Consider the following 22,275-nt stretch of genomic DNA (forward strand, 5'->3'; position numbering starts at 1 on the left):
GGCGACATGCGCGACCGGCGGCCGCAGGAGAGATGCAGCTCCACCGTCTCGGTCGCCCGGGCGCTCCAGGGCGTCGTATAGCCGACCACCGCCATCGCGCCGTGGTCCACGTCACGCTTCATGTCCTGTCCTCGATTTCAGGCGGGACGCAGAGGTCTCCCGGGCTGACGGTTGGCCGTCATTTCCTATACCCCTCTGCATCGCCAAATTACCTTACATTTGGCAAAAATGAGGGGTATATACCCCCATCGGGGTATGAGCACCGCACAATCCTATGCAGTCTGATCTTGACAGCCTGAGCGTGGCGATCGGCGCCATCGGCAAGGCTGATTTCTATCGCGTCGTGGCGCATTTCCTGCGCCGCTGCATCGTCTATGACAATGTGATCGTGATCGTCTTCCAGGGCACCGCCACGCCGGCCGTGCTCTATAAGGAGATCCACGGGCCTGACGTGTTCAGCTATCTCGATGAGCAATATCTGCCCGGCGCCTATCTCCTCGACCCGATCTATCACTTCCATCTCAACCGCGGCGTGCCGGGCCTCTACAGGCTCCTTGATGTGGCGCCCGACCAGTTCCGCCGCAGCCGCTATTACAAATGGTATTATGGCAAGATCGGCATCACTGACGAGATCTCGGTGATCCTGCCCATCGGCGACAATGCGACCCTCACCATCTCGATGGGCAAGGACATTTCGTCCGATCAGCTCTTCACCCCCAAGGCCGAGGAGAATCTGCGCCGCTATGAGAGCGTCATCATGGCGCTACTGAAAGCGCATTGGGGTGCGGAGGAAAAGCTGCCTTCGGTGAAAGCGGAGGCGCGCTCGATCACCGACAGCCTGATCGCCGCGATGCGCTCGCTGCACAACGTGACCTTGAGCCGAAGGCAGGCGGAAGTGGCGCTCCTCATTCTGCAGGGCCACTCCTCGCCCTCGATCGGCCTGCATCTCGATGTCAGCCCGCAGACCGTGAAAGTCTTCCGCAAGCAGCTCTATGGCAAATGCAATCTGTCATCGCAGGCCGAGCTCTTCGCCTTGATGATGCCGCTGCTCGAATATGCCCAGAGGACCGCCGCGGCCGCGCGATGATCGTCCGATGCTTTACTTGAAGCGCAGCCAGGTACCGAGAAAGATCTCGAGACTGTTGTCCTCGATCGGCGTCACGGTATCGTCGTCTTCGGTAAAGGCGTCATTGAAATCGATATAGGTGGCGCCGGCGCCGACGGTCAGCTGGCTGACCGGATCCCAATAGACGCCGCCGCCATAACCGAGCGCCTTGCCGGCCACATCGTAGTCTTCGTAGCCGACGCCGAGTTCGATGCGGGTGTGTTCGGTGAGATTGGCGAGAATGCCGATGCTGCCGTCCCAGAAATCCTCATCGGGGGTGATCGGCGACAGATTGGCGGAATAGATCGACGTGCCTTCGCCGATGACGGCGGCGGCGATGAGATCGAAATTCTTGGCGATGCCGAGCTTGAAGCCACCACCGATCGACCAGTCGTCCTCGTCGCCCACAGTATCCTGCTGCCACAGGCCGACGATCTGGCCGGTGAACGGATCGGACGTATATGTCGCATAGGCGATCACGGAAGGAACGTCGCTGCGCTCATCGACCTGGTCGAAATCGGGATCCTCAAGCGCCACGGCGAAGGAGAATGTTTCGTCGGAATAAGTGACCCGCATCTGCTCATTGTAGATATAGGACGGACCGAAGGTGCGCGTCGGCGCCGTGGCGGCATAATAATCCCAGCTATACAGGAGCGTGGCGGTGGTGTCCTCAAAGCCGGCGAGGAGCCGCCAGTTGGGCGCGAAATCCCACCAGCCATACGCCTTGTTCATGTGGGCGTCCTCGGAGTAATCCGAAAAATCGCCGCCGCCATTGGCCTGCAAACGAACATAGCCGCCAACCTCGCCGACCGCGGTCTGGGCCTTGCCCATGATCACGAGACGGCCGCGATTGATGACATCGGCATTGGCGCCGCTGTCGAAGTCCGTATACATCACGGCGGTACGGATCTCGCCCGATATTGAGACTTCCGCCACGGGCGCAACATCGGCTGTCGGCAGTACCGAAATCGTGAAGCCCGAATCCTCGGGCACCGTGTCGTCCCGACTCTGGGGCGTGAAGTATCTAAAATCGGCCTGGCCGTCGCGGATCGTCAGCAGACTGTAGCCTGACGGCAGCGCCGCTTTGGGCTGCGCCTCGAGCTGTGAGACCCGGTTCTGCAGAGCTTCGAGCTCGACTTTGAGCGCCGAGAGATCATCTGCTTTTGCGACGGTTGCATTGAGAGCAACAGCACTGCCGGCCAGCAGAATGGAGGTCATGCTCCTCATCGTGTCCTCCCCGAGGCGGCGGCCGCACGCGGCACCGCTTTGAATCACGATGGCGAGATCATGATCCGCTGTGCGGTGCAATACAATCAGACGACACAACGGAAGGGTGCAAATTATATCGAATGTGTTATTTCGGTTACACTTCGCCCAGCCCGACGTTAATCCTTTGTTAGGCCCCATGATCCGGGGCGCACGGTGACGTCGCGCCCGGAAGGCTCATTACGCAAGCGTCAATGGTGAGGTCGTCAACCTTGCGTCGTGCGGGATATCGTCTCTTTCATGCGCGCATCGAGCACGTCCCAATTCGGCCCGAAGATGGTCCAGCCCTCGAGACTGAAGAGCTTGAACATGCGGTTCATGTCGTCATTCGACTTCGGATAGTTCGGCCAATGCGCCGGCACTTCCAAATCCGAGCGTGCCATGAAGTCGGTCGCCACATTGAGGAAGCTCTGCTGCGTCTCCTTCTCGAGCAGATAGTTCATGAACAGATCGGCGAGCTCGCCATGTTTCGTGCCGCGCACCTTCATGAACCAGTTGGTGTAGGAGGCCGTACCCTCAGTGGGGATGGCAGCCTCAAACTCGCTGCCATGATCCTTCATAAAGCCATAGGCGTCGGACGAATACATCATCGCCACCTGCGCCTCGTCCTGCAGCATGAGATTGGAGAGCTCGGCGCCATCCTTGTACCATTTCGCCATCTTGAGCTTCTCGAGCTCGAGGAAGAGCGGCTCCATGTCGGCGGGCTTCTGGAACACTTCATCGATGCCCGGCATCTTGTCGGAAAGAATGGCCGGGATGCACAGGTCCCAGTAGAAGGCGGCGGCGTCCATCGTAGTCTTGCCGCGCAGTTTCTCGTCCCAGAAATTCTTCCAGCTGTCGGGCTTGAAGCCGGTGCTCTTGGCGGTCAGCATCCATAGCGAGCCGCCACCGAAAGGAATGCCGTATTTCCTTGCATCGCCGCGCAGATCGTCGAACCACGGGAAGACGGCGTCGAGACCCTTGATCTTGCTGCGGTCGGTCTCGAGGAAGAGCTTCTCGGCGAGCCCCGCCGCGGTCGTATATTCGTCCGCGATGGTGAGGTCGAAGGGCGGGTTGTCGGCGGGCGCGGCGACGATCTGCGCCACCATCTGGTCCCAGCCGCCGACCGTCTCGGCCTTGGTGCCGTATTTCTCATTGAAGGGCTTGATCACCGCCTCGCGGAAATTGAGCTCGTGATTGCCCGACCAGGAGACGACGATCAGGCTCTCATCCTTGAAGGCGTCCTGTGCCGAGGCGACCGGCGCGCGCCCGATGATGGCAGGCGCCATCACGGCGGCCGAGGCCCCGAGCTTCATCACGCTGCGGCGATTCAATTTCCTCATCGTTTCCTCCTTTTTTTGAATCTATGCCCCTTTATGGATCAGCCCAGCCGTCTTGTCGCTTGGTCGCATTACGAATGTCGAGTAGGTCGCGTCCTTCGACCGAGGCGCGATGCGCTTGCGCCGGAGTGGCAGCATCACCGCCGGGGCTCGCCTCATATTGCCTGGACATGGTGGCGGCCATCGCTCCCCGCTCCGGGCAAAGCGCGCCGGAAACATGAGGACGAACTCTATTATCCAATATAAGATTATCAATAATATCGTATATAGGAAGCTCGCTACTTTTGTCTCCCCTCCTAGAAAGTGTGTCTCATGGAATCTTCAACCGGCATCGAAAGGGCTGATGTTGTCGTCATCGGCGCCGGGATTATCGGCCTCGCCGTGGCGCGCGCCCTGGCCTTGGCCGGCCGCGACGTGCTGGTGCTGGAAACGCGCAATGCCATCGGCACCGAGACGAGCTCGCGCAATTCCGAGGTCGTTCACGCCGGGATCTACTACCCGCAAGGGTCTCTGAAGGCGCGGCTATGCGTGCTCGGCCGCCAGCTGCTCTATCAGTATTGCGACGAGCGCCGCATCGCCCACCGGCGCCTTGGCAAGCTGATCGTCGCGGCGCGCGCCGATGAGGTCGCGGCATTGCGCGCTCTTCAGGATTTCGCGCGCCGCAACGGCGTTGACGATCTGGTCTGGCTCGACCGGCAGGAGCTCCAGGCGCGTGAGCCCGCGCTCTCCGGCGAAGCCGCGCTGTTCTCGCCCTCGACCGGCATCGTCGATATTCATGAGCTGATGCTGTCCTACCGCGGCGATCTCGAGAATCACGGTGGCGTGGTCGCCTTCAGCTCCGAGGTCCTGTCCGCGCAAGCGACGAACCAGGGCTTCCGCCTCGCGGTCGACAGCGGCGGGCCTTTCGAACTTCTGTGCCGAAGTCTCGTCAATTGTGCCGGGCTTGGCGCGCAAAAAGTGGCCCAGCGCATCGACGGCCTGCCTGAGGCCTCGATCCCGAAACTGCGTCTCGCCAAGGGCAATTACTTCCGCCTGGCGCAGAAGGCGCCGTTCCGGCACCTCATCTATCCGATGCCGACGCAGGGGGGCCTGGGCGTCCATCTCACCCTCGATCTCGGTGGCCAGGCGCGTTTCGGCCCGGATGTCGAATGGGTGGACAGCATCGATTATAAAGTGAGTGATGCGCGCCGGGCGGAGTTCGAGGCTTCGATCCGGCAATACTGGCCGTCTCTGCCGGCGGACGCGATCTTCCCCGATTATTGCGGCATCAGGCCCAAGCTGCATGGGCCCGGTGAGCCGGCGGCGGATTTCGTCATCCAGGGCGAGGCGGTGCATGGCGTGCCGGGGCTCATCAATCTCTACGGCATCGAATCGCCGGGCCTCACCTCTTCGCTCGCCATCGCCGAGCATGTCGCTCAAACCATCGCGGGGCGGACAAGCTTTCAGGAAACACTTAGTCTGACGCACGCCGAGGCGAGAAAGGCGGCGTCCTGATGCAAACCGTTTCCGAAAGGCAGATGCCGGAACTGGCCGAAAAGATCAGGGAAGCCATCATCTTCGGACGTCTGCGACCGCGCGAGCGTCTGGTCGAGGACGATCTCATCGAGCGCTATGGGGCGACCCGTCATATCGTGCGCTCCGCCATGGTGTCGCTCGAGCAGATGGGCCTTGTGACGCGAAGGCCCAATCGCGGCTATGTGGTGCGCGACTTCTCCGTCGAGGAGGTCAATGAGCTTTATGAGATGCGCGCCATCCTGCAGGCGGAAGCGGCGCGCCGCGTGCCGATGCCGGCACCCCCTGCCCTGTTGAGCCGGCTCGAGGAGATCCATGCGGAGTATTCGCGCTCCGTCGACGCGCTCGATCTGAAGCGCACCACCGAGCTCAACAATCTATTCCACGAGGTGCTCTACGGCGCCTGCAACAACCGCTATCTGGCCGAGATGATCGAGCATTTCTGGTCGCGCACCACGGCGATCCGCTGCTATGCGATCGGCGACCCGCAGATGCTCGACCAGTCGCGCCTCGAGCACCGCGCCATCCTCGATGCGCTGGCCCGCGGCGACCGCGCGACTTTCGTGACGCTCTGCGTCAACCATATCTATCCGGCGCTTGAAGCCTACAAACGCGCCCATGGCGGCTGGCAGGCGACAGCGCGGCTGGCGGTGTAGGCGTAGCTTATCCGCTACGCTGCATTGCCTGCATTGCGACACGCAAGGTCGAGACCGGCCAGATCGCCACGGCATAGCCCGGGGCGGCAAACTCGCCGGCCGGGCTCTGCGGTGCGCGCCCACTCGCCCAACGGCTTCACGCGCGCCCGCTACATGCTTGATCAATAGGCATTACCTGACCTATTCTCACGCCCACGGGGTACTACCGGGCGCGGGGACGGCATCGCCGAGCTTAGGAGGTTGTCGCTTTTGCGCTTGACGATCGAGTCACGCCTTTCTGCGTTCCCGCTCGCGGACAAGATTCCGAATCTATTGCTGGTGCTCCCGCTCTTTGCCGCATTGCTGGTCGGCACCGTGCGGCCGGCCTCTGCGTTGGGCCCCAGCGACATGCACCCGATCCTCCTGGCAACTTGGCACCTCAACTACGGCTCGGTGCTGTTCACGCTCGCCATTCTGTTCGGCCTTTCCTACCTCGTCTTCAAATTTTATCGCGAGGTGAAAAGCCGCCGCCTGGCCGAGCTGGCCGCCAATGACAGCCGTGATCAGATCGAGATCTCCGTGGTCGCCGCCAATCTGGGTTTGTGGGACTGGGACCCGGCGACCGACATGGTCTGGACCTCGGACCACTGCCGCAAAATGCTGGGGCTCGAAGGGGGCCCCACCATGTTGCGCGACGAATTCCTCGACTGCCTGCAAGGCGAGGAACGGGCGCTGGCCGAGGCGCGCATGACGGAGGCCATGCTCACCGGCAAACCATGCGAGGCGGAATACAGCTTTGTTCAGCCCGACGGCACAGCGCACTGGGTCGCCTCGCGGGCGACGCCGCGCAGCCGGCGCGGCGGCAAGCCGGACCATCTTCTGGGCGTGCTGATGGACATCACCTCGCGCAAGCAGGCCGAGCAGGAGGCCGTCGAGCAGCGCAAGCAGCTCACCCATCTGACCCGCGTCTCGGTCCTGGGCGCGCTGTCCGGCGCTCTCGCCCACGAACTCAACCAGCCGCTGACTGCCATCCTCAGCAACGCCCAGGCGGCCCGGCGCATTCTCTCACACAAGCGCTACGACATCGAAGAGATCCGCCAGATCCTCGAAGACATCGTGGCCGACGATATGCGCGCCGGGGACATCATCACCCATCTGCGTTCGCTGTTGCGCAAGGACGAGATGATGCGGCGTCCAGTCGACATGAACAAGATCATCGATGGAGTGCTCGCCTTCTCCAAGAGCGATCTCGCTCTCCGGGGCGTGCGCGTCACCAAGGATTTCTGCGAGGATTGCGCCCTCATCGACGGCGATCCGGTCCAGTTGCAGCAGGTGGTGCTTAATCTTTTCGTCAATGCGGGCGAGGCAATGAGCCAGACACCCGCCGCCGGGAAATCCCTTCATATCGTGACGGAGAAGACCAAGGACGGCAAGCTCCGCGTTTCCGTCACCGACACTGGTGAGGGTATTTCGGAAAGCAGCCTGCAGTTCCTGTTCGAGCCCTTCCACACCACGAAGGCGCTGGGCCTGGGCCTCGGCCTACCGATATGCAACTGGATCATCATGGCACATGGCGGCCGGCTCTTCGCCCAGGGCAATCCGGGCGGTGGCGCGACCTTCGCCTTTGAGCTACCATTGCCCACGGAGACGGCAACGGCGGCAAAGGTGACTGATGAGGACACAGAGTCCTCTCGTGTATTTGGTTGATGACGATCCCTCGGTTCTGCGCGCCGTGAAACGCCTGCTTACGGCCGGAGGCTTCGACACCAGGGCCTATAGCGATCCGGCCCTTTTCCTCGCCGAGCACAATCCGTCGGCGCCGGGCTGCATCCTGCTCGACATGGCGCTGCCAGGCCTGAGCGGCGTCGACGTGCAAAGACGGCTTGCCGCCGCACATCACCGCCAGCCGGTCATCTTCATTTCCGGTGCAAGCGACGTGCCGGCTACGGTGACGGCGATGAAGGGTGGCGCTGCGGATTTTCTCATCAAGCCCTTCGACGAAACCGACCTCCTGCGGGCGGTGCGCCAGGCCATCGAGCGCAACGCGACCGAACGCGCCGCCGACGCGGAATTCAGCGACATCACGGCGCGGATCAACGAACTTACGCCGCGTGAGCGGGCGGTGTTCTTCCGCGTCATCGCCGGACGCCTCAACAAGCAGATCGCCGCCGATCTGCGGATCGTCGAGAAGACGGTCAAGGTGCACCGCGCCCGCGTGATGAAGAAAATGGGCGTGCGCACGCTCGCCGAGCTGGTGCGGCTCGCCTACAAACACGGTCTCGCCGACGAGGCGGAGAGCCGATCCGCGTCAGAAGGTGGAGGCGGCGCCTGATATCGGGCCGTGCTCGACGACATCGAAGGTGAAGTCGTTCTGCTCGTAGTCGGCGGCGAGGGCGCGATAGCCGGTGACCGGCTGACGCTGATCCGGGTCTTCGAGACATCGCGGGAGCTGGGCTATCCACCGCATTAGGGATTGCGAGTGTCTCGCTTAGGCTTTGGGATCGTAAAATCCTACGAATACTGCTATGCTCAACGCGTGGGGGGCTAATTGCGTTGTATTATCCAGCATGGAGGAAGCGGGCATGCTGAAGAAAATCGGGCTAGTTACTATTGTCGTGAGTGGCATGGCCGGTCTGGCAAATGCAGCCGACCTTCCGCCCGTAGAGTCCGATTGGGTGTTCACATTAGCACCCTACGGGTGGGCCATCGGAGTTAATGGCAATGCTACGGTGGGCCGCTTACCACCAGAAGTAGAGTTTGACGTCGATTTCAGCCAGATCCTGAACCACTTAGCCGCGCCGCCTGTGATGTTCGTGGGAGAGGCCCGCAATGGCCGCTTCAGCATTGGCAGCGATCTCATTTGGGCAAAATTGTCGGATAATGTGCAGACTCCGAGGGGTTTCTTTGCCAGGGACGTGGAAGGAACCTTAGAGATTGCTTCGCTGACAGGCATAGGCGGTTATAGCCTGTGGTACGGCGATGGCGGCAATCTTGATGTGGTCGCTGGCGCGAGGATGTGGTCAGTGGACATTGGTCTGGACATCAAGGGTGAACGCGGCCTGCTTGACGACCTGCTTGGCGGCCACTCCTTTGGTCGCGGTGACACCTGGGTCGATCCCGTCGTCGGCCTCAAGGGCCGTGCCAATATCAATGAGAATTTCTATCTGGCCGGCTGGGGGTTGATCGGCGGTTTTGACGTGTCCGATGACAAATTGATGTGGGATGTTATGGGAACCGTCGGATATGATTTCAACGACTTGTTCTCAATGACACTCGGCTATCGTAGCATGGGTCTCGACTACAGAAGAAACGATCTTGCAATAGATGCCGAATTCTCCGGTCCGCTGATTGGTTTCGTATTCAATTTTTAGGGCGCCTACTGGATCGTCAGTTCTCAATCATGCTTCGCCGGGTCGCGGCCCAATCGAATTTGTCAGAGAACTCACGCTACCAATCGACTCGACATTGAAGCGCGTCCAAAGGCCGGACTCGATCAGCAGCAGCAAATAATCGGGCATCCTAATTTCGGACCTTTGCCGGCCGGGCGAGCTTGCGCAGCTGCGCGATGAGCAGGCGTCCCTCGACCGGCTTCGCCAGATAGGCGCGCGCGCCCAGCGCCATGGCCTCCTCGCGGGCAAGCGGGCTGTCATGTCCGGTAATGACGATCACCGGCACGGTCGACTTGGACTTGGCAAGATGCCGCTGCACATCGAGTCCGCTGAGACCCGGCATGTGCATGTCGAGAATGACGCAACTCGGCTCCCCCGACGCCAGCGCCTCCAGGAACTCGGCGCCCGACGAATAGGATACCGCCTCGAGAGCCGCTGCGTTCAACAGTCGCCTGAGCGCCTGACGGACCGCCGCGTCGTCATCCACTATGGCGATGCGATCCTTGATCTTCACCATCATCCGATACCGCGTAGGCAAATCCGATCCCGGGCGATAGATGGACCTAGGGCCTACGGGCCGTCATGGGCGATGGCCCCGATGCGCTCCGCGACCTGCACCAGCTCGGCCAGTGTGCGCACGCCCATCTTGCTCATCATGCGGGCTCGGTGCACCTTGACGGTCTTCTCGGCGATGCCGAGCGTGCCGGCGATCTGCTTGTTGAGCTTGCCGGTGACGACCAGGTCGAACACGTCCCTTTCCCGCTTTGTCAGAGCCGACACCAGGGCCTTCATCCTGTCCTGGGCCGAGCGCCGCCGGCGGGTCTCGGCATCCTTGGCGATGGCCTTGCGAATTGCGGCAAGCAGGGTTTTGCCGGCAACCGGCTTGGTCAGGAAGTCGAAAGCGCCCTCCTTCATCGCCGACACGCTCGTCGGAATGTCGCTGTTCCCCGAAATGAAGATCACCGGTTGGATAGGCTGGGCGCTTGTCAGAAGCTTCTGCAGCTCCAGGCCGGTTCTTTCCGGCATCGCGACATCGAGAAGGATGCAGCCCGGTACAGTGGGATCGTGCTCGCGCAGAAAGGCGCCCGGTGTCGAGAAGGGCCGCGCCTCGAAGCCCTTGATCGTCAATAGCCGGCCAAGCGCCTTGAGCACGCTCGGATCGTCGTCAACCAGGAAAACGACGGGCGGCGAGTTCGTCATATCTTCCTTTCCCACGATGAATCTGGGTTGAATCAATCCAAACTCATAAACGTGATCGATTCTCATATATTAACGCGGGATTCTCGCGAAAAACGGGTGCCCGCTTTTTCGCATCCCATGCCTGGACTGGGCAGCTCGAAGGAGAAGGTCGCGCCGCCCGCCGGATTGTTGCGCGCCGACAGCTCGCCGCCATGCGCCGCGACGATCCATTGGCAGATCGGCAGGCCCAGCCCCATGCCGAAGCTCTTCGTCGTATAAAAGGGCTGGAAAAGATCTTCGATGGTTTCGGCGGGCACGCCGCGACCGTTGTCGCTGATCGAGAAGGCTACCGTATCGGTTTCCGTCGTGGTTGCGATGGTGAGGATTCGTTCGCCCGCCGGCCGTTCGGCCATGGCGTCGCAGGAATTGAGGACGAGATTCAACAGCACTTGCCGCAGTTGCACGGCGTCTCCGAGCAGCATCGGGAGATTCTTCCCCAGTCTCTTCACGACCGTGACTCCCTTTATAACCAGGTCGCTGTGGCACAGGCCCAGCACATCATTCACGATCTCATTTGCCGCGAAATGTTCCTTCGCCGCCTGCTCCTTCCTGAGGAGCGAGCGCAGATGATGGATGACCTGCCCGGCGCGCTTATTGTCCTTGATGATATCGCGGAGAATGCCCTGGATCTCTTTCGCATTGCCGGGCCGGCGGGCCAGCATGCTGGCTGCCTCGGCATTGCTCAATATCGCCGTCAACGGCTGATTGAGCTCGTGGGCGAGCGCTCCCGACAGCGCGCCCAGCACCGACACACGTGAAAGATGCGCCAGCTCCTGGCGCTGTCTTTCGGCCTCCATCTCGCGCTGCTTGCGTTCCGTGATGTCGAGAATGACGCCGATGAGCCGTTCGGCCGAGCCATTGATCCTGCTCTTCGGAATGGTCTTGGTCATGATCCAGCGCTCTCCGTCCCCGGGCAACCGGATCAGATATTCGGAAACGCAGATTCTGCCGGTGCGCAGCGCGCTCGCCATGCGCTCCAGGGCCAGCGCGCGGTCCTCCGGCGACAGGCAGCCGAGGAAGTTGTCACGCCGGAGCGGGATGTCCGCATTGAGACCGAGGAGCTTGCGGCAGCGCTGCGTGGTCCACACTGTGTCCGTATCGGCGCTCCAGTTCCACAGGCCCAGATCGGCACCGGTGACCGCCGCATCCATGCGTTCGCTCGCCTCCTCCGCGGCGCGCTGGGCGCGCTTGCGGCGACGCACCTCTGACGCCAGCAGCAGCAGCATGGCGGACTGCACGAGCATCACCGCCGCGATGGCGATGATCTCCCTCCTGTAGCGTTCCCAGGCGGTCTTCTCCTTGAAGCGGATCTCGGTGCCGGCCGGCAGCGCGTCCGCGTTCAGATTCCAGCGCTCGATCTGACGCCAGTCGACGATAAATCTGTGGGTTTCCGCCTCATGCGGAGAGATGCTCTGAGGCGATTCTCCATCGAGCACGGCAAGCGCGAGCTTTCCGGTCTCGCGCCCGACAGCCTCGAACGTGTCCATGTAGCCCCCGACGATACCGCGATCGAGATAGGTGTCGTATATGCCGTATACCGGGGCATTCGCGGCCAGTGCCACCTTCTCCACGACCGCATTTGGGCGCAGACGCGCGCCTGATCCGTCTTCAAAGAACGATAGGAAGACGATCTGCGAATTCGGCGGCAGTTTAGCGACGCGATCCAGGAGATCCGCCATGCGAAGCCCGCTCAAATAGGTGAAGGCATGCTTCGGCTCGAATGGCGCGAATAGCGTTCTGGCTTTCGCCTCCCAGGATTTGTCGAAAGGAGCCGCACCCGAGACGACGACGACCTGTTCAGTGTCCGGCTTGAGCCGCAAGGCGAGCTCCAATGTCTTTGCCGGATCGATCTGGCTGATGATGCCCGTCATGTCGGCGGGCAACGCGAGCGACTTTAGCGATTCCTCCCTGATGCCGGCGAAGACGACCGGAGCGCCCGCAAACAGCTCCTGGCGATGGCCGATCATGAAGCGGAGCGCTTCCGGACCTATTGTCACCACGAGATCAATGTGGGTCGCTGCGAACTTCGTCTTGAGAAAGCCGCGCATGGCTTCGGCACGCTCCGCCTCCGGAAAGCGCGCCGCATCGAGATACTCGTCGAATATCTGCGCCGGCCCCGGATCATCCGGGCCCAAGGCCGACCGCACGCCCTTCAACATCTCGACATTGGCGGAAAGGCCCGGATCGTTCGAGAGGAGAATGAGAATGTTACGTGCGTTCTCCTGTGCCAGGACAGCAGGCGCGAACATCACCAGAAGAACGGCGAGGCATGACGCGCCCACAGCCAGCCGGGCCCGCGCCATCAAGGCAAGCAGGATCGCAGCCGAGTTATGGGACATTGCCGCACACATCTTCACTCACCGTCGCCAATAGGAGACAGCAAACCCCCGGTGCGGCGCGGATCGTAGGAGTTTCGGAACGAGCGCGCAATGGAAGACACTATTACGTGAATGGTGTCATGGACTTGGGGCCGTCCCGTTGGGCTTTGGTCCAACTATTCCCTCAATGTCCACTTGCCTAGCGCGGGATGCGAAAAAGTGGACACCGGTTTTTCGCAAGAATCCCGCGCTAACATATAAGAATCGATCACGTTTATGAGTTTGGATTGGCTCAATCCAAACTCATCGTGATCTAGTAACTGCGGCCCGACATGGGGCTTCCCATGTGGCGCCTTTCCTGCTTTCAGGGATATGGCGTCATCTGATTCTTCGAGATTACCGGCAGTCGATAGTGCAGCAACCCAGCGCGCATTTGCATCCCCAGAAACCGGCCTCATGGGCAGGCCCGCTGAAGCTGCATCTGAGCCTCCTCATCATACTTCTGCTACTGGGCGTTGCGCTCCCCTTGATCTGGATGGCGCATCAGCGCGGCGAGGCCGCCGCCGAGACCGCTGCCGACGAGAAGATGCAGCTCCTGAGCGAGCGCACAACCGACCGCTTCCGCATCGTCTTCGGTGATGCCGTCCCCCTCGTGTCGATGGCCGCCATATCCGATGCCTTCGCGACCCCTCCCCCAGCCGATCTTCCCGCCAAGACGCGCCTGCTGCTCGAGGGGCTGGCCGGCTCACCCAATCTGGACGGCCTCTATGTCGGCTATGGCGACGGCTCCTTTATCCATGTCGTGAGCCTCGACAACGACAAGACCTGGCGCAAGGTACTGGGCGCCCCGGCGGAGGCGACCTTCGCGCTACGCGTCATCGCCCGTGAACCAGCCAACGGAAACATGTCGTCCGTCTGGCGTTTCCTTGGCCGTGACGGCCGGGTTGTGGCGGCGCTGGCGCCGACCGAGGCGAGCTATGATCCGCGCACCAGGCCCTGGTATCAGCGCGCACTGGCGACGCCGGACATCTCTTCCGTCGGGCCCTATGTCACCGCGACGACGCGCGCTCTGGCTCTCACGCTGTCGCAACGCCACCATGATGCAAACGGCGCGGTTGCCGGCGCCGACATATTGCTTGCCACCATCGGTCATTTTCTGGACAGCGAAAAGGTCTCGCCACGCGCCACGTCTTTCATTCTCGATGACACTCGCGATCTCCTCATCCATTCCGATCCGAACCTGATGGAGAAACTGCTCCTGCTGCGTGGCCGCAAGACGCGGGTTTCGGCGGATGACCCCAATATCAGCGACGCGACAATTGCCGCTGCGCGCTCGGCGCTTCCCGCGGCGGAAGGCTCCTTTGTTTTCGAGGTGGCGGGCGAACCCTATCTCGGACAGGCGGCACCGATCACCTTTTCGCCGCTGCTCGCCGGCAATACTCTGGTGATCACGGCACCGCTGTCCGATTTCACGGCGGCGAATGAAGAGCTCCTGCGCCGCGCTCTTGTCGTCTCGGGCCTTCTGCTGGCGATCGGCATCATCGCCGCGATATTGATCGCCCGCCTCATCACCCGCTCGCTTTCCTCCTTGACCGAGGATGCGATGCGGCTGAGTGATTTCGAGTTCGGGAAGGCCGCACCCGAGTCCACTTATATCAGAGAGATCAATTCCCTCTCCGCCGCGATCGCCGCGGCCCGTGACGCCATTCGCAGCTTCGCTCTCTATGTGCCGCGCGAGCTGGTGCGAAAAATCGTCACCTCGCGGGGCGACAGCCAAAGCGGTGCTGCGCGTCAGGAGGTGACGGTGATGTTCACCGATATCCGCGATTTCACCACCATCAGCGAGCGTCATTCGCCGGAGGAAGTCGTGGCGATGCTGTCGACCTATTTCGAGTTGATGAACAAGGGTGTCGAGCGCCACAAAGGCGCAATCATCCAGTTCCTGGGCGATTCCGTCTTCGCCATGTGGAATGCGCCGGTACCCGATCCCGACCACGCCGGCAATGCCTGCCGCTGCGCGCTCGACCTCGCGGCGGCACTCATCCAGTTCAACGCCGGCCAGCGCGCTGAGGGCAGGCCGGAATTCGTGACCCGCTTCGGCCTCCATAGCGGCGCGGCGGTCGTGGGCAGCGTCGGCGCCGAGCGCCGGCTCGTCTACACCGCCATGGGCGACACGGTGAACGTGGCCTCGCGTCTCGAAGGCATCAACAAGGAATTCGGCACCACGATCATGACGAGCCGCGCGCTCAAGGATCGCTGCGAAGGAAACTTCATCTTCCGCCGTCTGGGCTTTCATCAGGCCAAGGGCCGCGCGGAGAAAGTCGAGCTGTTCGAGCTCGTGTCCCGGCGATAGCGGTTAGCGCGGGATGCGAAAAAGCGGGCACCGGATTCTTCGCAAGAATTCCGCGCTAACATAGAAGAATCGATCACGTTTATGAGTTTGGACTGACTCAATCCAAACTCATCGTGATCTACGCGCTACTCCTCATTCGGGGGGACTTTGGACCACGGAATGCCATTCTTGCCGGTTTTATAGGCAAGGTTGAACAGCTTCCTCATATAGACCGGATCGAAGGGCTCCTTCTCCTTGAGCTCGAAGTCTTCCGGAACCCAGATCGCATTGTAATCCATGCCGTCGCGCTTCGCATTGGCATAGAGGCGGTAGAGATCGCCGATGCCCTGGGTCTTGATGAGCGAGTTCAGAGATTTGGCGGCGATGGCGGTGATCCGTGGCTTCACCGCGCTCCATTCCGGCGAGACCTTGCCGTTGCGGATCACATAGAGCGTGCGCTTCGGCGTCCGGCCGATGATCGCATCCACCTCACGCGCTGTGAAATTGGAGGGGAGGAGAAAAACCTGGTTGGTCGTGCCGCCGTCGACATGCATCTCGTCATATCTCTGGCCGTCGGCGGTGACCGACAGACGGACCGGCGGAAACACCGCCGGGATCGAGGCCGACGCCACGAGGATGTCGCGGAAAAGCTGCTTGCGGTTAGGCACGTGGCTTGAGGCGATGGCCCCCATGTCCCAGATGACCGGACGCTCCGCATCGAGATTGGTGGTGCCGACCAGAAGCCGGCGTCCCTTGGCATGCTCACGGGCCACCGCCGCCATGAGCGTGTCATCGACGTAACGCCCGACCAGACGCTTGAATGGCGTATCGTCGACGGCGGAGTCGCCGCCAATGATGCTCAGTATCCCCCTGGTCTCGAAAATGTCCTTGCCCGAAATGGTGGTATAGACCTCCCGCAACTGCGGATCGTAGTCGGGTCCGAGGAAGGCGAAAGGAGCAATGAGCGAGCCGGTGCTGACGCCGGTGACCACGTCGAATTTCGGCCGTGTGCCCGACGCAGTCCAGCCGATAAGCAGGCCGGCCCCGAAGGCGCCATTGCTGCCACCCCCGGAAATGGCGAGGAATTTACGGTCATAGAGATTGACCGACTTGTCCGCCTTGGCGGCCCTGACCACTTGCGTGGCCTGGGTCTTGAGGACAGCGGGACTGACGCCGCCGCCATCGTCGCCCCAGAAGCGGATATGAGCATAGCCCGGAAGGGCGGCCGTCGCGACCAGGGGCTCAGGCACCGGATTGCGCACTCCGCCGGCACAGCCCCCGAGCAGCAGCAGCGCCGCGACGCCTAAAGCCAGTGATTTGGACGCATGCACAACTGACCCCCGCTACCCCCTCAGCGCGCGAAGCGGGCGCGCCAGGCAATTGATTCCGACTGGCCCACTTTTCTCATACCCTGTTCAGGGAAGCAAATCCGGCTGGGCCTTGGTCCAACTGGTGCAAACGCCTCAAATTTGGTTGAATTCCGGGGCGAACGACATGTCTTGTTCGCGTGTCGCCTGGCGCGCTAGATCTCGCGCATCCCGGCGAAGTGGAATCACTTCGTCGAAAAGGATTCGGCGCCAATTCAATATGTTGGAGCAAATCCTTATCGCCAAAGTCTTCGACTTTGGCGGGATTTGCTCTAAGCTCAGGCATCCACGACGGCGGCAAATCATGAACGGCTTCACAATGCGCTTAGTACAGGCGGGACTCTTCCTGTTCCTCGCCCTCATTCCTATTTTCACCACCACCACTCGCGCTGAAGAGGCCGGCCCGCCTGACGGTCTGGATATGGGCAAGTCCTGGACTGGCGACTTCGATGTCATGGCGCAGCGCCGGCTCGTGCGCATTCTCGTGCCCTACAACAAGACCATCTACTTCATTGACAAGGGCGAGGAATTTGGCACGGCTGTGGATCTTGGCCGAGCCTTCGAGAAAGCTCTGAATCAAGGAAAGAAAAGCGCGGTCGAGCAGATCAGGGTGGCTTTTGTGCCCGTGCCGCGCGACCGGCTATTGCCGGCGCTCGCCCAAGGCCTTGGCGACATCGCCGCCGGCGGCCTGACGATCACCTCGACGCGTGAGGCTCTTGTCGATTTTAGCCGTCCCTTCGCCGACAATATCAAGGAAGTTCTGGTGACGGCCCGGCAGCCCCGTCCCTGGCGCAAATCGAGGATCTTGCCGGCCGCGATCTCTATGTCCGCAAGTCGAGCAGCTATTATGAACATCTGCAAGCGCTGAACGGCACGCTCAAGACACCCGTCAATCTCATTCCCGCCGAAGAGACGCTCGAGGACGAGGACCTGCTGGAAATGGTCAGCGCCGGACTCCTGCCTTATGCGGTGGTCGACGACTATAAGGCGCAGATCTGGGCCAAGGTGCTGCCCGACCTCACCGTGCGCAGTGACCTTGCGGTCAATCAGGATGGCGAGATCGCCTGGGCCATGCGCAAAAACAGTCCGCTGCTGAAGGCCAAGGCCGACGCCTTCGTTGCGTCGCACAAACTCGGTACGACTTTCGGGAACATACTGCGGAAGCGGTACTATACCAGCGAGAAGATGGCGAGGCGGGCACTCTCGGTCGATGCACAAAGGCGATACGAGACCCTGGCCAGTGCCTTCCGCCGCTATGGCGACGAGTTCGGCTTCGAGTTTTTTCTGATCGCCGCCCAGGGTTACCAGGAATCCGAGCTGGACCAGAACAAGCGCAGCCCGCGCGGCGCCGTCGGCGTGATGCAGCTGCTGCCCAGCACAGCGGCCGACAAGAGCGTCGGCGTGCACGACATTGTCGGCAGCGCCGACCGCAACATCTATGCCGGGGCAAAATATCTGCGTTATCTCATCGGCACTTACATCACCGATGAGGGTATCGACGATCGCAACCGGGTCCTCTTCGCCTTCGCGGCCTACAATGCTGGCCCTGGCAATCTCAGGAAATTCCGGGCCAAGGCCGCCGAAATGGGGCTCGACGCCAACCAGTGGTTCGGCAATGTGGAGAATGGCGCCGCCGCCATAGTCGGGCGCGAGACGGTGCAATATGTAAGTAATATATACAAATATTATATCGCTTACACGCTCGCCGCCCGCATCTCGGCCGATCGCAAGGCCGCCGTGGAACGGGTCGAGGCGCAGGAAAAGTGAGCACAAGCAGCGATGATGGCCCTAGGTCCAACTAGGATACGCCGCCGCCTTGCGCTAGGCCTAGGTGGACATGGGAAAGCCTCGCATCCGCATTTGCGTCCTCGATGACGACGCCTCTGTCCGCAACGCGCTGTTCCGTCTGCTGCGCGCTTCGAAGTTCGAGGTGCGCGCCTATGGCACGGGCGAGGAGTTCATCGCCGCCAGCCGGAGCTTCCGGCCGCACTGCGCCATCATCGACCTGCACATGCCAGGAATGGGCGGACGCGACGTGCAGCGCCACATCGCCAAGCACGACCCCGCCATTTCCGTGATCGTGATTACCGGTCATGACAGTCCGCAAAGCCGGCTGGACTGTCTTGCCGACGGTGCCAGCGCCTATCTGACAAAGCCAGTCGAGGAAGAGCGCCTGCTTTCCGCCATTCATGGCGCCATGGACAAGAAGTCCGGGGAAACGGCGGCCAAGCGCAATCACGCCGCTCACTGAAAGGAGGGCCTCAATACATCACATCGCCCGCGTTGCCGCGATTCACGGCGCGCTCACCTTTTCGATATCGGGCAACATCCACGCCTTTTTCTCGAACAGCGCCTTGGTGGGACCATAGAGGCGGAACATCACCTCGAAGCCGCGCTTCGGATCGGTCGGCACCCAATTGCGTTCCTGGCCTTGCGGAGCGCTTGGGCCGAAATAGATATCGACCGAGCCGTCTTCGTTCGTCTTCATGTCGGTATTGTTCGAAGCGCGGCTGGCGCGATCCATGTTCTTGATCAAGGCATGCGTATCGCGGTCATAGGCGGTCGCCGACCAATATTGCTCGACCGGCACATCGGGCGGCACATGGAGACGGTACATTTTTCCACCGTCCAGGCTGTTGCCGTCCTTATCCTTGATCGTCATCAGATAGAATTGACCGGCGCCCAGTCTTTTGATGCCGATATACGCGTAAGTGTAGGCGAGTCCGCGCAAATCGACTGGATATTGATCCGGATCGCTATAACCTGACTGGGTCGCCTTCATGAATTCCTGCGCCGCCGGCAGCGCCCAGCGGCTGCCTTCGAAGAAGGGTGGAAAGAACTCTTCATACCTGGCCGCGAGCAAGGCCTTTGCTTCCGCTATTCCCTTCTGCAAAGCCTCCCTGGTCCGCTGATCGGGTTTGAAGGGCTTGCCCTTTTCGATGCCGAGCGTCCTGAGCTGGTCGATCATGACGCGGTCACGGTCTAGCCAGGGCTCGCTCTGGATAATGCCATGCAGCGACTGGAAGAAGCTCAGATCGTAGCGGATGGTGGAATCGTAGATGACGTCCTGGACGTCGGTGAAGACGGTCGGGGCCGGCTTGGCGGCCTGCGACAAAGGATAGACCTTGATCCGCTTGCCATAGGCGACCGACTTCTCGACGTTGGCAGGCTCATGGCTTTTGAGATTGGAACGCATCAGCGCATAGCTGGTGAAGGTGCCGGGGCGCAGAACGAAATATCCGCCGGGGGCTTTCTTGACATAGCCTGGCGGGAGGATCAGATATTTGCCGCCCTTGCCCTTGTCGGCGCCCAAAGCCCCCGCATCCTCGAGCGGCATTTGCCAGATATCCACGATATTGGCGTTGAGCGAGCCGCCTTTGGCGGGTGGCACCTCGATGACGACGGGCCCGACCTCCTTTGTATTGACGAAGGTCATGAAATAGATGGCATCCGGATTGGGGGTGAGCGTCTGATTGCGCCAGTCGAGCGGCTTTCCCCAATAGATGACCTGGTTCTCCTTGCCCTTCGTCTTGCTGAGCATCTCCTGACGCATGAGGTCGGTATTGACCGCCGGCATGCCCCAGATGACCGCCTCCACGGCGCGCCGCTCGATGGCACGGCGGGCCAGTTCCTCGGCGGAGAAATCCTGTGCCGATGCCGCGAATGGCATGAGGACGAGCAACAGCGCGGCGATGACAGTTTTCTTCACATACGGCATAGCGACGCCGGTCACTTGCCGGCTTTCGGCGTCAGCGCCAATGTCAACCAGACATTCCAGCCTTCCGCGCGATTCTCGGCGCCGAATTCGTAAAAGCCTTTCAGATTCACATAGCCCTGCATGTCGCCGGCCGGGACGAAATAGCCGATCTGCGGCCCGACGCCGAAGATACGAGACTTGAAATCGCCGAGTGTGGCGCCTGAGCCACTGTCACCCGTGAGCTGCTGATAGTAGTAGCCGACGGCGCCCACATGAACCTGCTGCGACAGGAAGTGCGAGGCGGCCACGTCGAAATGACTGTCGATGCCATTCTGGTAGTTGGTGTCCGGGTTCTCAAAATTATAAGTGAGACCGCTGGCGATCGAGAATTCGTTTCCTGATTGCGGGTTGAAATAGGTATAGGCGAGGCCGCCATCGATCGCGCCATGGCCAATGCCGAGATTGGCGAGGCGGTCGGGCTGATAATCACCGACCGGTATATCACCCATCACATAAGTCATGAAGTTGTTGACGCCCGCATTCCATCTGAGCGCCGCCATTGGGTAGAGATCGCCGACGCCGACCAGCGTGTCGGTGCGCTGTCCCGAAATCTGACCACCATTCGGACCCGTCAAGGTGGCTTCGGCCGAGGCTTTGACTTTCCCTGCGAGCCCCACCACGCTGAGGGAAGGCGACCCGCCCAATATCGTCGTATCGAATGTGTAGCCGGGACCGAAGCCTATGACGCTCAGATCCGCATCGAGCCCGGCATGAACTTGTCCGCCTTGCGGAAACTGCTGACCACCACCAGCCTTCACCGATGAATAATAGGCGAGACCCGTTGCCGACCAGCCCGGCGCGCCGGGTATGGCAATGAGGCTGCCGAACTGGCCCGACAGCCAGAAGGCGACACCGCCTTCATCGGCATGAGCTTTGGGTGCCAGGCTTGCAGCCAGTGCTGCGGCAATTCCCATAGAAGCGATAGAACGCCCTCTCGACACGATCGTGCTGGACATGTCGTTTCCCCGATTCCCCATTCCGCCCGATGGCGGTGATTATGCAAGGGAAGCCGTCCCGAGGCCAGTTGGACCAAGGTCCATCGAATAAAAATTAGCTATATCAAATGCTTGGAGCTATTTTTATCCGCGTCCGACGAATGGCATCTCATTCGCCATCACGGTCATGAACAGGACATTGGCGTCGAGCGGCAAGGAAGCCATGTGGACGACGGCGTTCACCACGTGGCGGACGTCCATCGTCGGCTCCGGCTTCGTCGTGCCATCAGCCTGCAGGACGCCGCTCTTCATGCGCGCCGTCATTTCTGTGCCGGCATTGCCGATATCGATCTGCCCGCAGGCGATATTGTATTTGCGGCCATCGAGCGAGGTGGAACGGGTGAGGCCGGTGATCGCATGTTTCGTCGCCGTATAGGGCGCCGACAAAGGCCGCGGCACATGGGCGGAGATCGAGCCGTTATTGATGATGCGGCCGCCCGCCGGCGACTGCGCTTTCATCAGCCGGAAGGCTTCCTGCGTGCAATAAAAGGCGCCCGACAGATTGGTGTCGACCACGGCCTTCCATTGCGCGGGCGTCAGATCTTCCAAAGGTACCGCCGGCGCGCCGATGCCGGCATTGTTGAACAGGACATCGAGCCGGCCGAAGGCCTTCCGGGTCTCCGCGAAGAGTTGGGCGGCGGAGGCGGGATCCCCCACATCGGTCGGGACCGCCAGGCACTTGCCTCTTATCTCGGCCTTCACCGCCTCGAGCTTATCCTTGTTTCGCCCGGCGAGAACGACCGCATAACCCGATTCGGCCAATCCCTTCGCCACGGCACGGCCTATCCCTGAACCGGCTCCGGTAACCATCGCAACTTTGAGTTCGGTCAAATCGCGTCTCCCTGGCTTCGTCGGCCGGCATGCTTACCACAATCGAATCAAACAACAGAATCAATATGAAGGAGCGGTCACGCGCAGCGGCCGACGACGCATTCCGCAGCCTTCGGGATGAACGTTAAGGAACAAGCGATTGCGGGTTCCCAACATCCAAGGTATAATTTCCGCTTGAGGGCTAAGCGACTGCTGAGTTTCTGGGAAGGC

Annotated in this window: 20 protein-coding genes; 10 read left to right on the plus strand and 10 right to left on the minus strand. The window is 61.1% G+C overall.

Features of this window, described 5'->3' with window-relative positions:
- Positions 1–274 precede the first annotated feature (274 nt).
- Positions 275–1,087: a helix-turn-helix transcriptional regulator gene (locus G5V57_RS08830; RefSeq protein ID WP_165167148.1), complete on the plus strand. Its 813-nt coding sequence runs from the start codon at positions 275–277 to the stop codon at positions 1,085–1,087.
- 12 nt (positions 1,088–1,099) lie between these two features.
- Here G5V57_RS08830 and G5V57_RS08835 read toward each other — a convergent pair whose 3' ends face one another.
- Together G5V57_RS08835 and G5V57_RS08840 are read right to left on the minus strand one after the other, a co-directional pair.
- Positions 1,100–2,332, minus strand: a complete 1,233-nt coding sequence (locus G5V57_RS08835) for a hypothetical protein (protein ID WP_165167149.1) — start codon at positions 2,330–2,332, stop codon at positions 1,100–1,102.
- A gap of 245 nt (positions 2,333–2,577) precedes the next feature.
- A complete protein-coding gene (locus G5V57_RS08840; protein WP_165167150.1) occupies positions 2,578–3,693 on the minus strand; it encodes an extracellular solute-binding protein in 1,116 nt (371 codons plus the stop codon).
- Positions 3,694–4,002: 309 nt separating this feature from the next.
- Here G5V57_RS08840 and G5V57_RS08845 point away from each other — a divergent pair, with 309 nt between their 5' ends.
- The 4 genes from G5V57_RS08845 (at position 4,003) to G5V57_RS08860 (ending at position 8,169) form a co-directional block, all read left to right on the plus strand.
- Complete coding sequence (locus G5V57_RS08845) at positions 4,003–5,184, plus strand: NAD(P)/FAD-dependent oxidoreductase (RefSeq protein WP_165167151.1); 1,182 nt, start codon at positions 4,003–4,005, stop codon at positions 5,182–5,184.
- On the plus strand, positions 5,184–5,858 hold the full coding sequence (locus G5V57_RS08850) for a GntR family transcriptional regulator (protein WP_165167152.1): 675 nt from the start codon (positions 5,184–5,186) through the stop codon (positions 5,856–5,858). The genes G5V57_RS08845 and G5V57_RS08850 overlap by 1 nt, the downstream gene beginning before the upstream one ends.
- Before the next feature lie 249 nt (positions 5,859–6,107).
- The gene (locus G5V57_RS08855) at positions 6,108–7,544 is read left to right on the plus strand and encodes an ATP-binding protein (protein ID WP_165167153.1); all 1,437 of its coding nucleotides are present in this window, start codon (positions 6,108–6,110) and stop codon (positions 7,542–7,544) included.
- Positions 7,531–8,169: a response regulator transcription factor gene (locus G5V57_RS08860; RefSeq protein WP_246737577.1), complete on the plus strand. Its 639-nt coding sequence runs from the start codon at positions 7,531–7,533 to the stop codon at positions 8,167–8,169. Before G5V57_RS08855 ends, G5V57_RS08860 begins: the two co-directional genes overlap by 14 nt.
- Here the strand turns inward: G5V57_RS08860 and G5V57_RS08865 are convergent.
- Complete coding sequence (locus G5V57_RS08865) at positions 8,146–8,304, minus strand: hypothetical protein (RefSeq protein WP_165167155.1); 159 nt, start codon at positions 8,302–8,304, stop codon at positions 8,146–8,148. The two genes, G5V57_RS08860 and G5V57_RS08865, sit on opposite strands and share 24 nt — an antisense overlap.
- A gap of 115 nt (positions 8,305–8,419) precedes the next feature.
- On the opposite strand from G5V57_RS08865, the gene G5V57_RS08870 reads away from it, so the two are divergent.
- Positions 8,420–9,208 carry a hypothetical protein gene (locus tag G5V57_RS08870; RefSeq protein ID WP_165167156.1) on the plus strand — a complete coding sequence of 263 codons (789 nt, stop codon included), beginning with the start codon at positions 8,420–8,422 and terminating at the stop codon, positions 9,206–9,208.
- 148 nt (positions 9,209–9,356) lie between these two features.
- On the opposite strand, the gene G5V57_RS08875 is transcribed toward G5V57_RS08870, so the two are convergent.
- The 3 genes from G5V57_RS08875 to G5V57_RS08885 form a co-directional block, all read right to left on the minus strand.
- A complete protein-coding gene (locus tag G5V57_RS08875; protein WP_165167157.1) occupies positions 9,357–9,746 on the minus strand; it encodes a response regulator transcription factor in 390 nt (129 codons plus the stop codon).
- Positions 9,747–9,796: 50 nt separating this feature from the next.
- Entirely contained in the window at positions 9,797–10,426 is a 630-nt protein-coding gene (locus G5V57_RS08880; RefSeq protein ID WP_165167158.1) for a response regulator transcription factor, read from the minus strand.
- A gap of 62 nt (positions 10,427–10,488) precedes the next feature.
- Positions 10,489–12,804: an ABC transporter substrate binding protein gene (locus tag G5V57_RS08885; RefSeq protein ID WP_165167159.1), complete on the minus strand. Its 2,316-nt coding sequence runs from the start codon at positions 12,802–12,804 to the stop codon at positions 10,489–10,491.
- 391 nt (positions 12,805–13,195) lie between these two features.
- On the opposite strand from G5V57_RS08885, the gene G5V57_RS08890 reads away from it, so the two are divergent.
- Positions 13,196–15,136 (plus strand): adenylate/guanylate cyclase domain-containing protein, encoded by a 1,941-nt coding sequence (locus G5V57_RS08890; RefSeq protein ID WP_246737578.1) that lies wholly within the window; start codon positions 13,196–13,198, stop codon positions 15,134–15,136.
- A 125-nt stretch (positions 15,137–15,261) separates the two neighbouring features.
- Here G5V57_RS08890 and G5V57_RS08895 read toward each other — a convergent pair whose 3' ends face one another.
- Positions 15,262–16,446 (minus strand): patatin-like phospholipase family protein, encoded by a 1,185-nt coding sequence (locus tag G5V57_RS08895; protein ID WP_165167160.1) that lies wholly within the window; start codon positions 16,444–16,446, stop codon positions 15,262–15,264.
- Between the two features lie 340 nt (positions 16,447–16,786).
- On the opposite strand from G5V57_RS08895, the gene G5V57_RS34800 reads away from it, so the two are divergent.
- The 3 genes from G5V57_RS34800 to G5V57_RS08905 all read left to right on the plus strand — a co-directional run bounded on the left by G5V57_RS34800 (position 16,787) and on the right by G5V57_RS08905 (position 18,733).
- Positions 16,787–17,350 (plus strand): transporter substrate-binding domain-containing protein, encoded by a 564-nt coding sequence (locus G5V57_RS34800; protein WP_256378652.1) that lies wholly within the window; start codon positions 16,787–16,789, stop codon positions 17,348–17,350.
- Positions 17,351–17,421: 71 nt separating this feature from the next.
- Positions 17,422–18,249 (plus strand): transglycosylase SLT domain-containing protein, encoded by an 828-nt coding sequence (locus G5V57_RS34805; RefSeq protein WP_371744754.1) that lies wholly within the window; start codon positions 17,422–17,424, stop codon positions 18,247–18,249.
- 70 nt (positions 18,250–18,319) lie between these two features.
- Positions 18,320–18,733: a response regulator transcription factor gene (locus G5V57_RS08905; RefSeq protein WP_165167161.1), complete on the plus strand. Its 414-nt coding sequence runs from the start codon at positions 18,320–18,322 to the stop codon at positions 18,731–18,733.
- Positions 18,734–18,775: 42 nt separating this feature from the next.
- Here G5V57_RS08905 and G5V57_RS08910 read toward each other — a convergent pair whose 3' ends face one another.
- The 3 genes from G5V57_RS08910 to G5V57_RS08920 form a co-directional block, all read right to left on the minus strand.
- Complete coding sequence (locus G5V57_RS08910; RefSeq protein WP_165173960.1) at positions 18,776–20,200, minus strand: DUF1254 domain-containing protein; 1,425 nt, start codon at positions 20,198–20,200, stop codon at positions 18,776–18,778.
- 11 nt (positions 20,201–20,211) lie between these two features.
- Entirely contained in the window at positions 20,212–21,195 is a 984-nt protein-coding gene (locus G5V57_RS08915; protein WP_165167162.1) for a transporter, read from the minus strand.
- A 123-nt stretch (positions 21,196–21,318) separates the two neighbouring features.
- A complete protein-coding gene (locus G5V57_RS08920) occupies positions 21,319–22,044 on the minus strand; it encodes an SDR family oxidoreductase (RefSeq protein ID WP_165173962.1) in 726 nt (241 codons plus the stop codon).
- Positions 22,045–22,275 lie beyond the last annotated feature (231 nt).

Origin of the sequence: Nordella sp. HKS 07 (assembly GCF_011046735.1) — a bacterium.
Taxonomy (GTDB): Bacteria; Pseudomonadota; Alphaproteobacteria; order Rhizobiales; family Aestuariivirgaceae; genus Taklimakanibacter.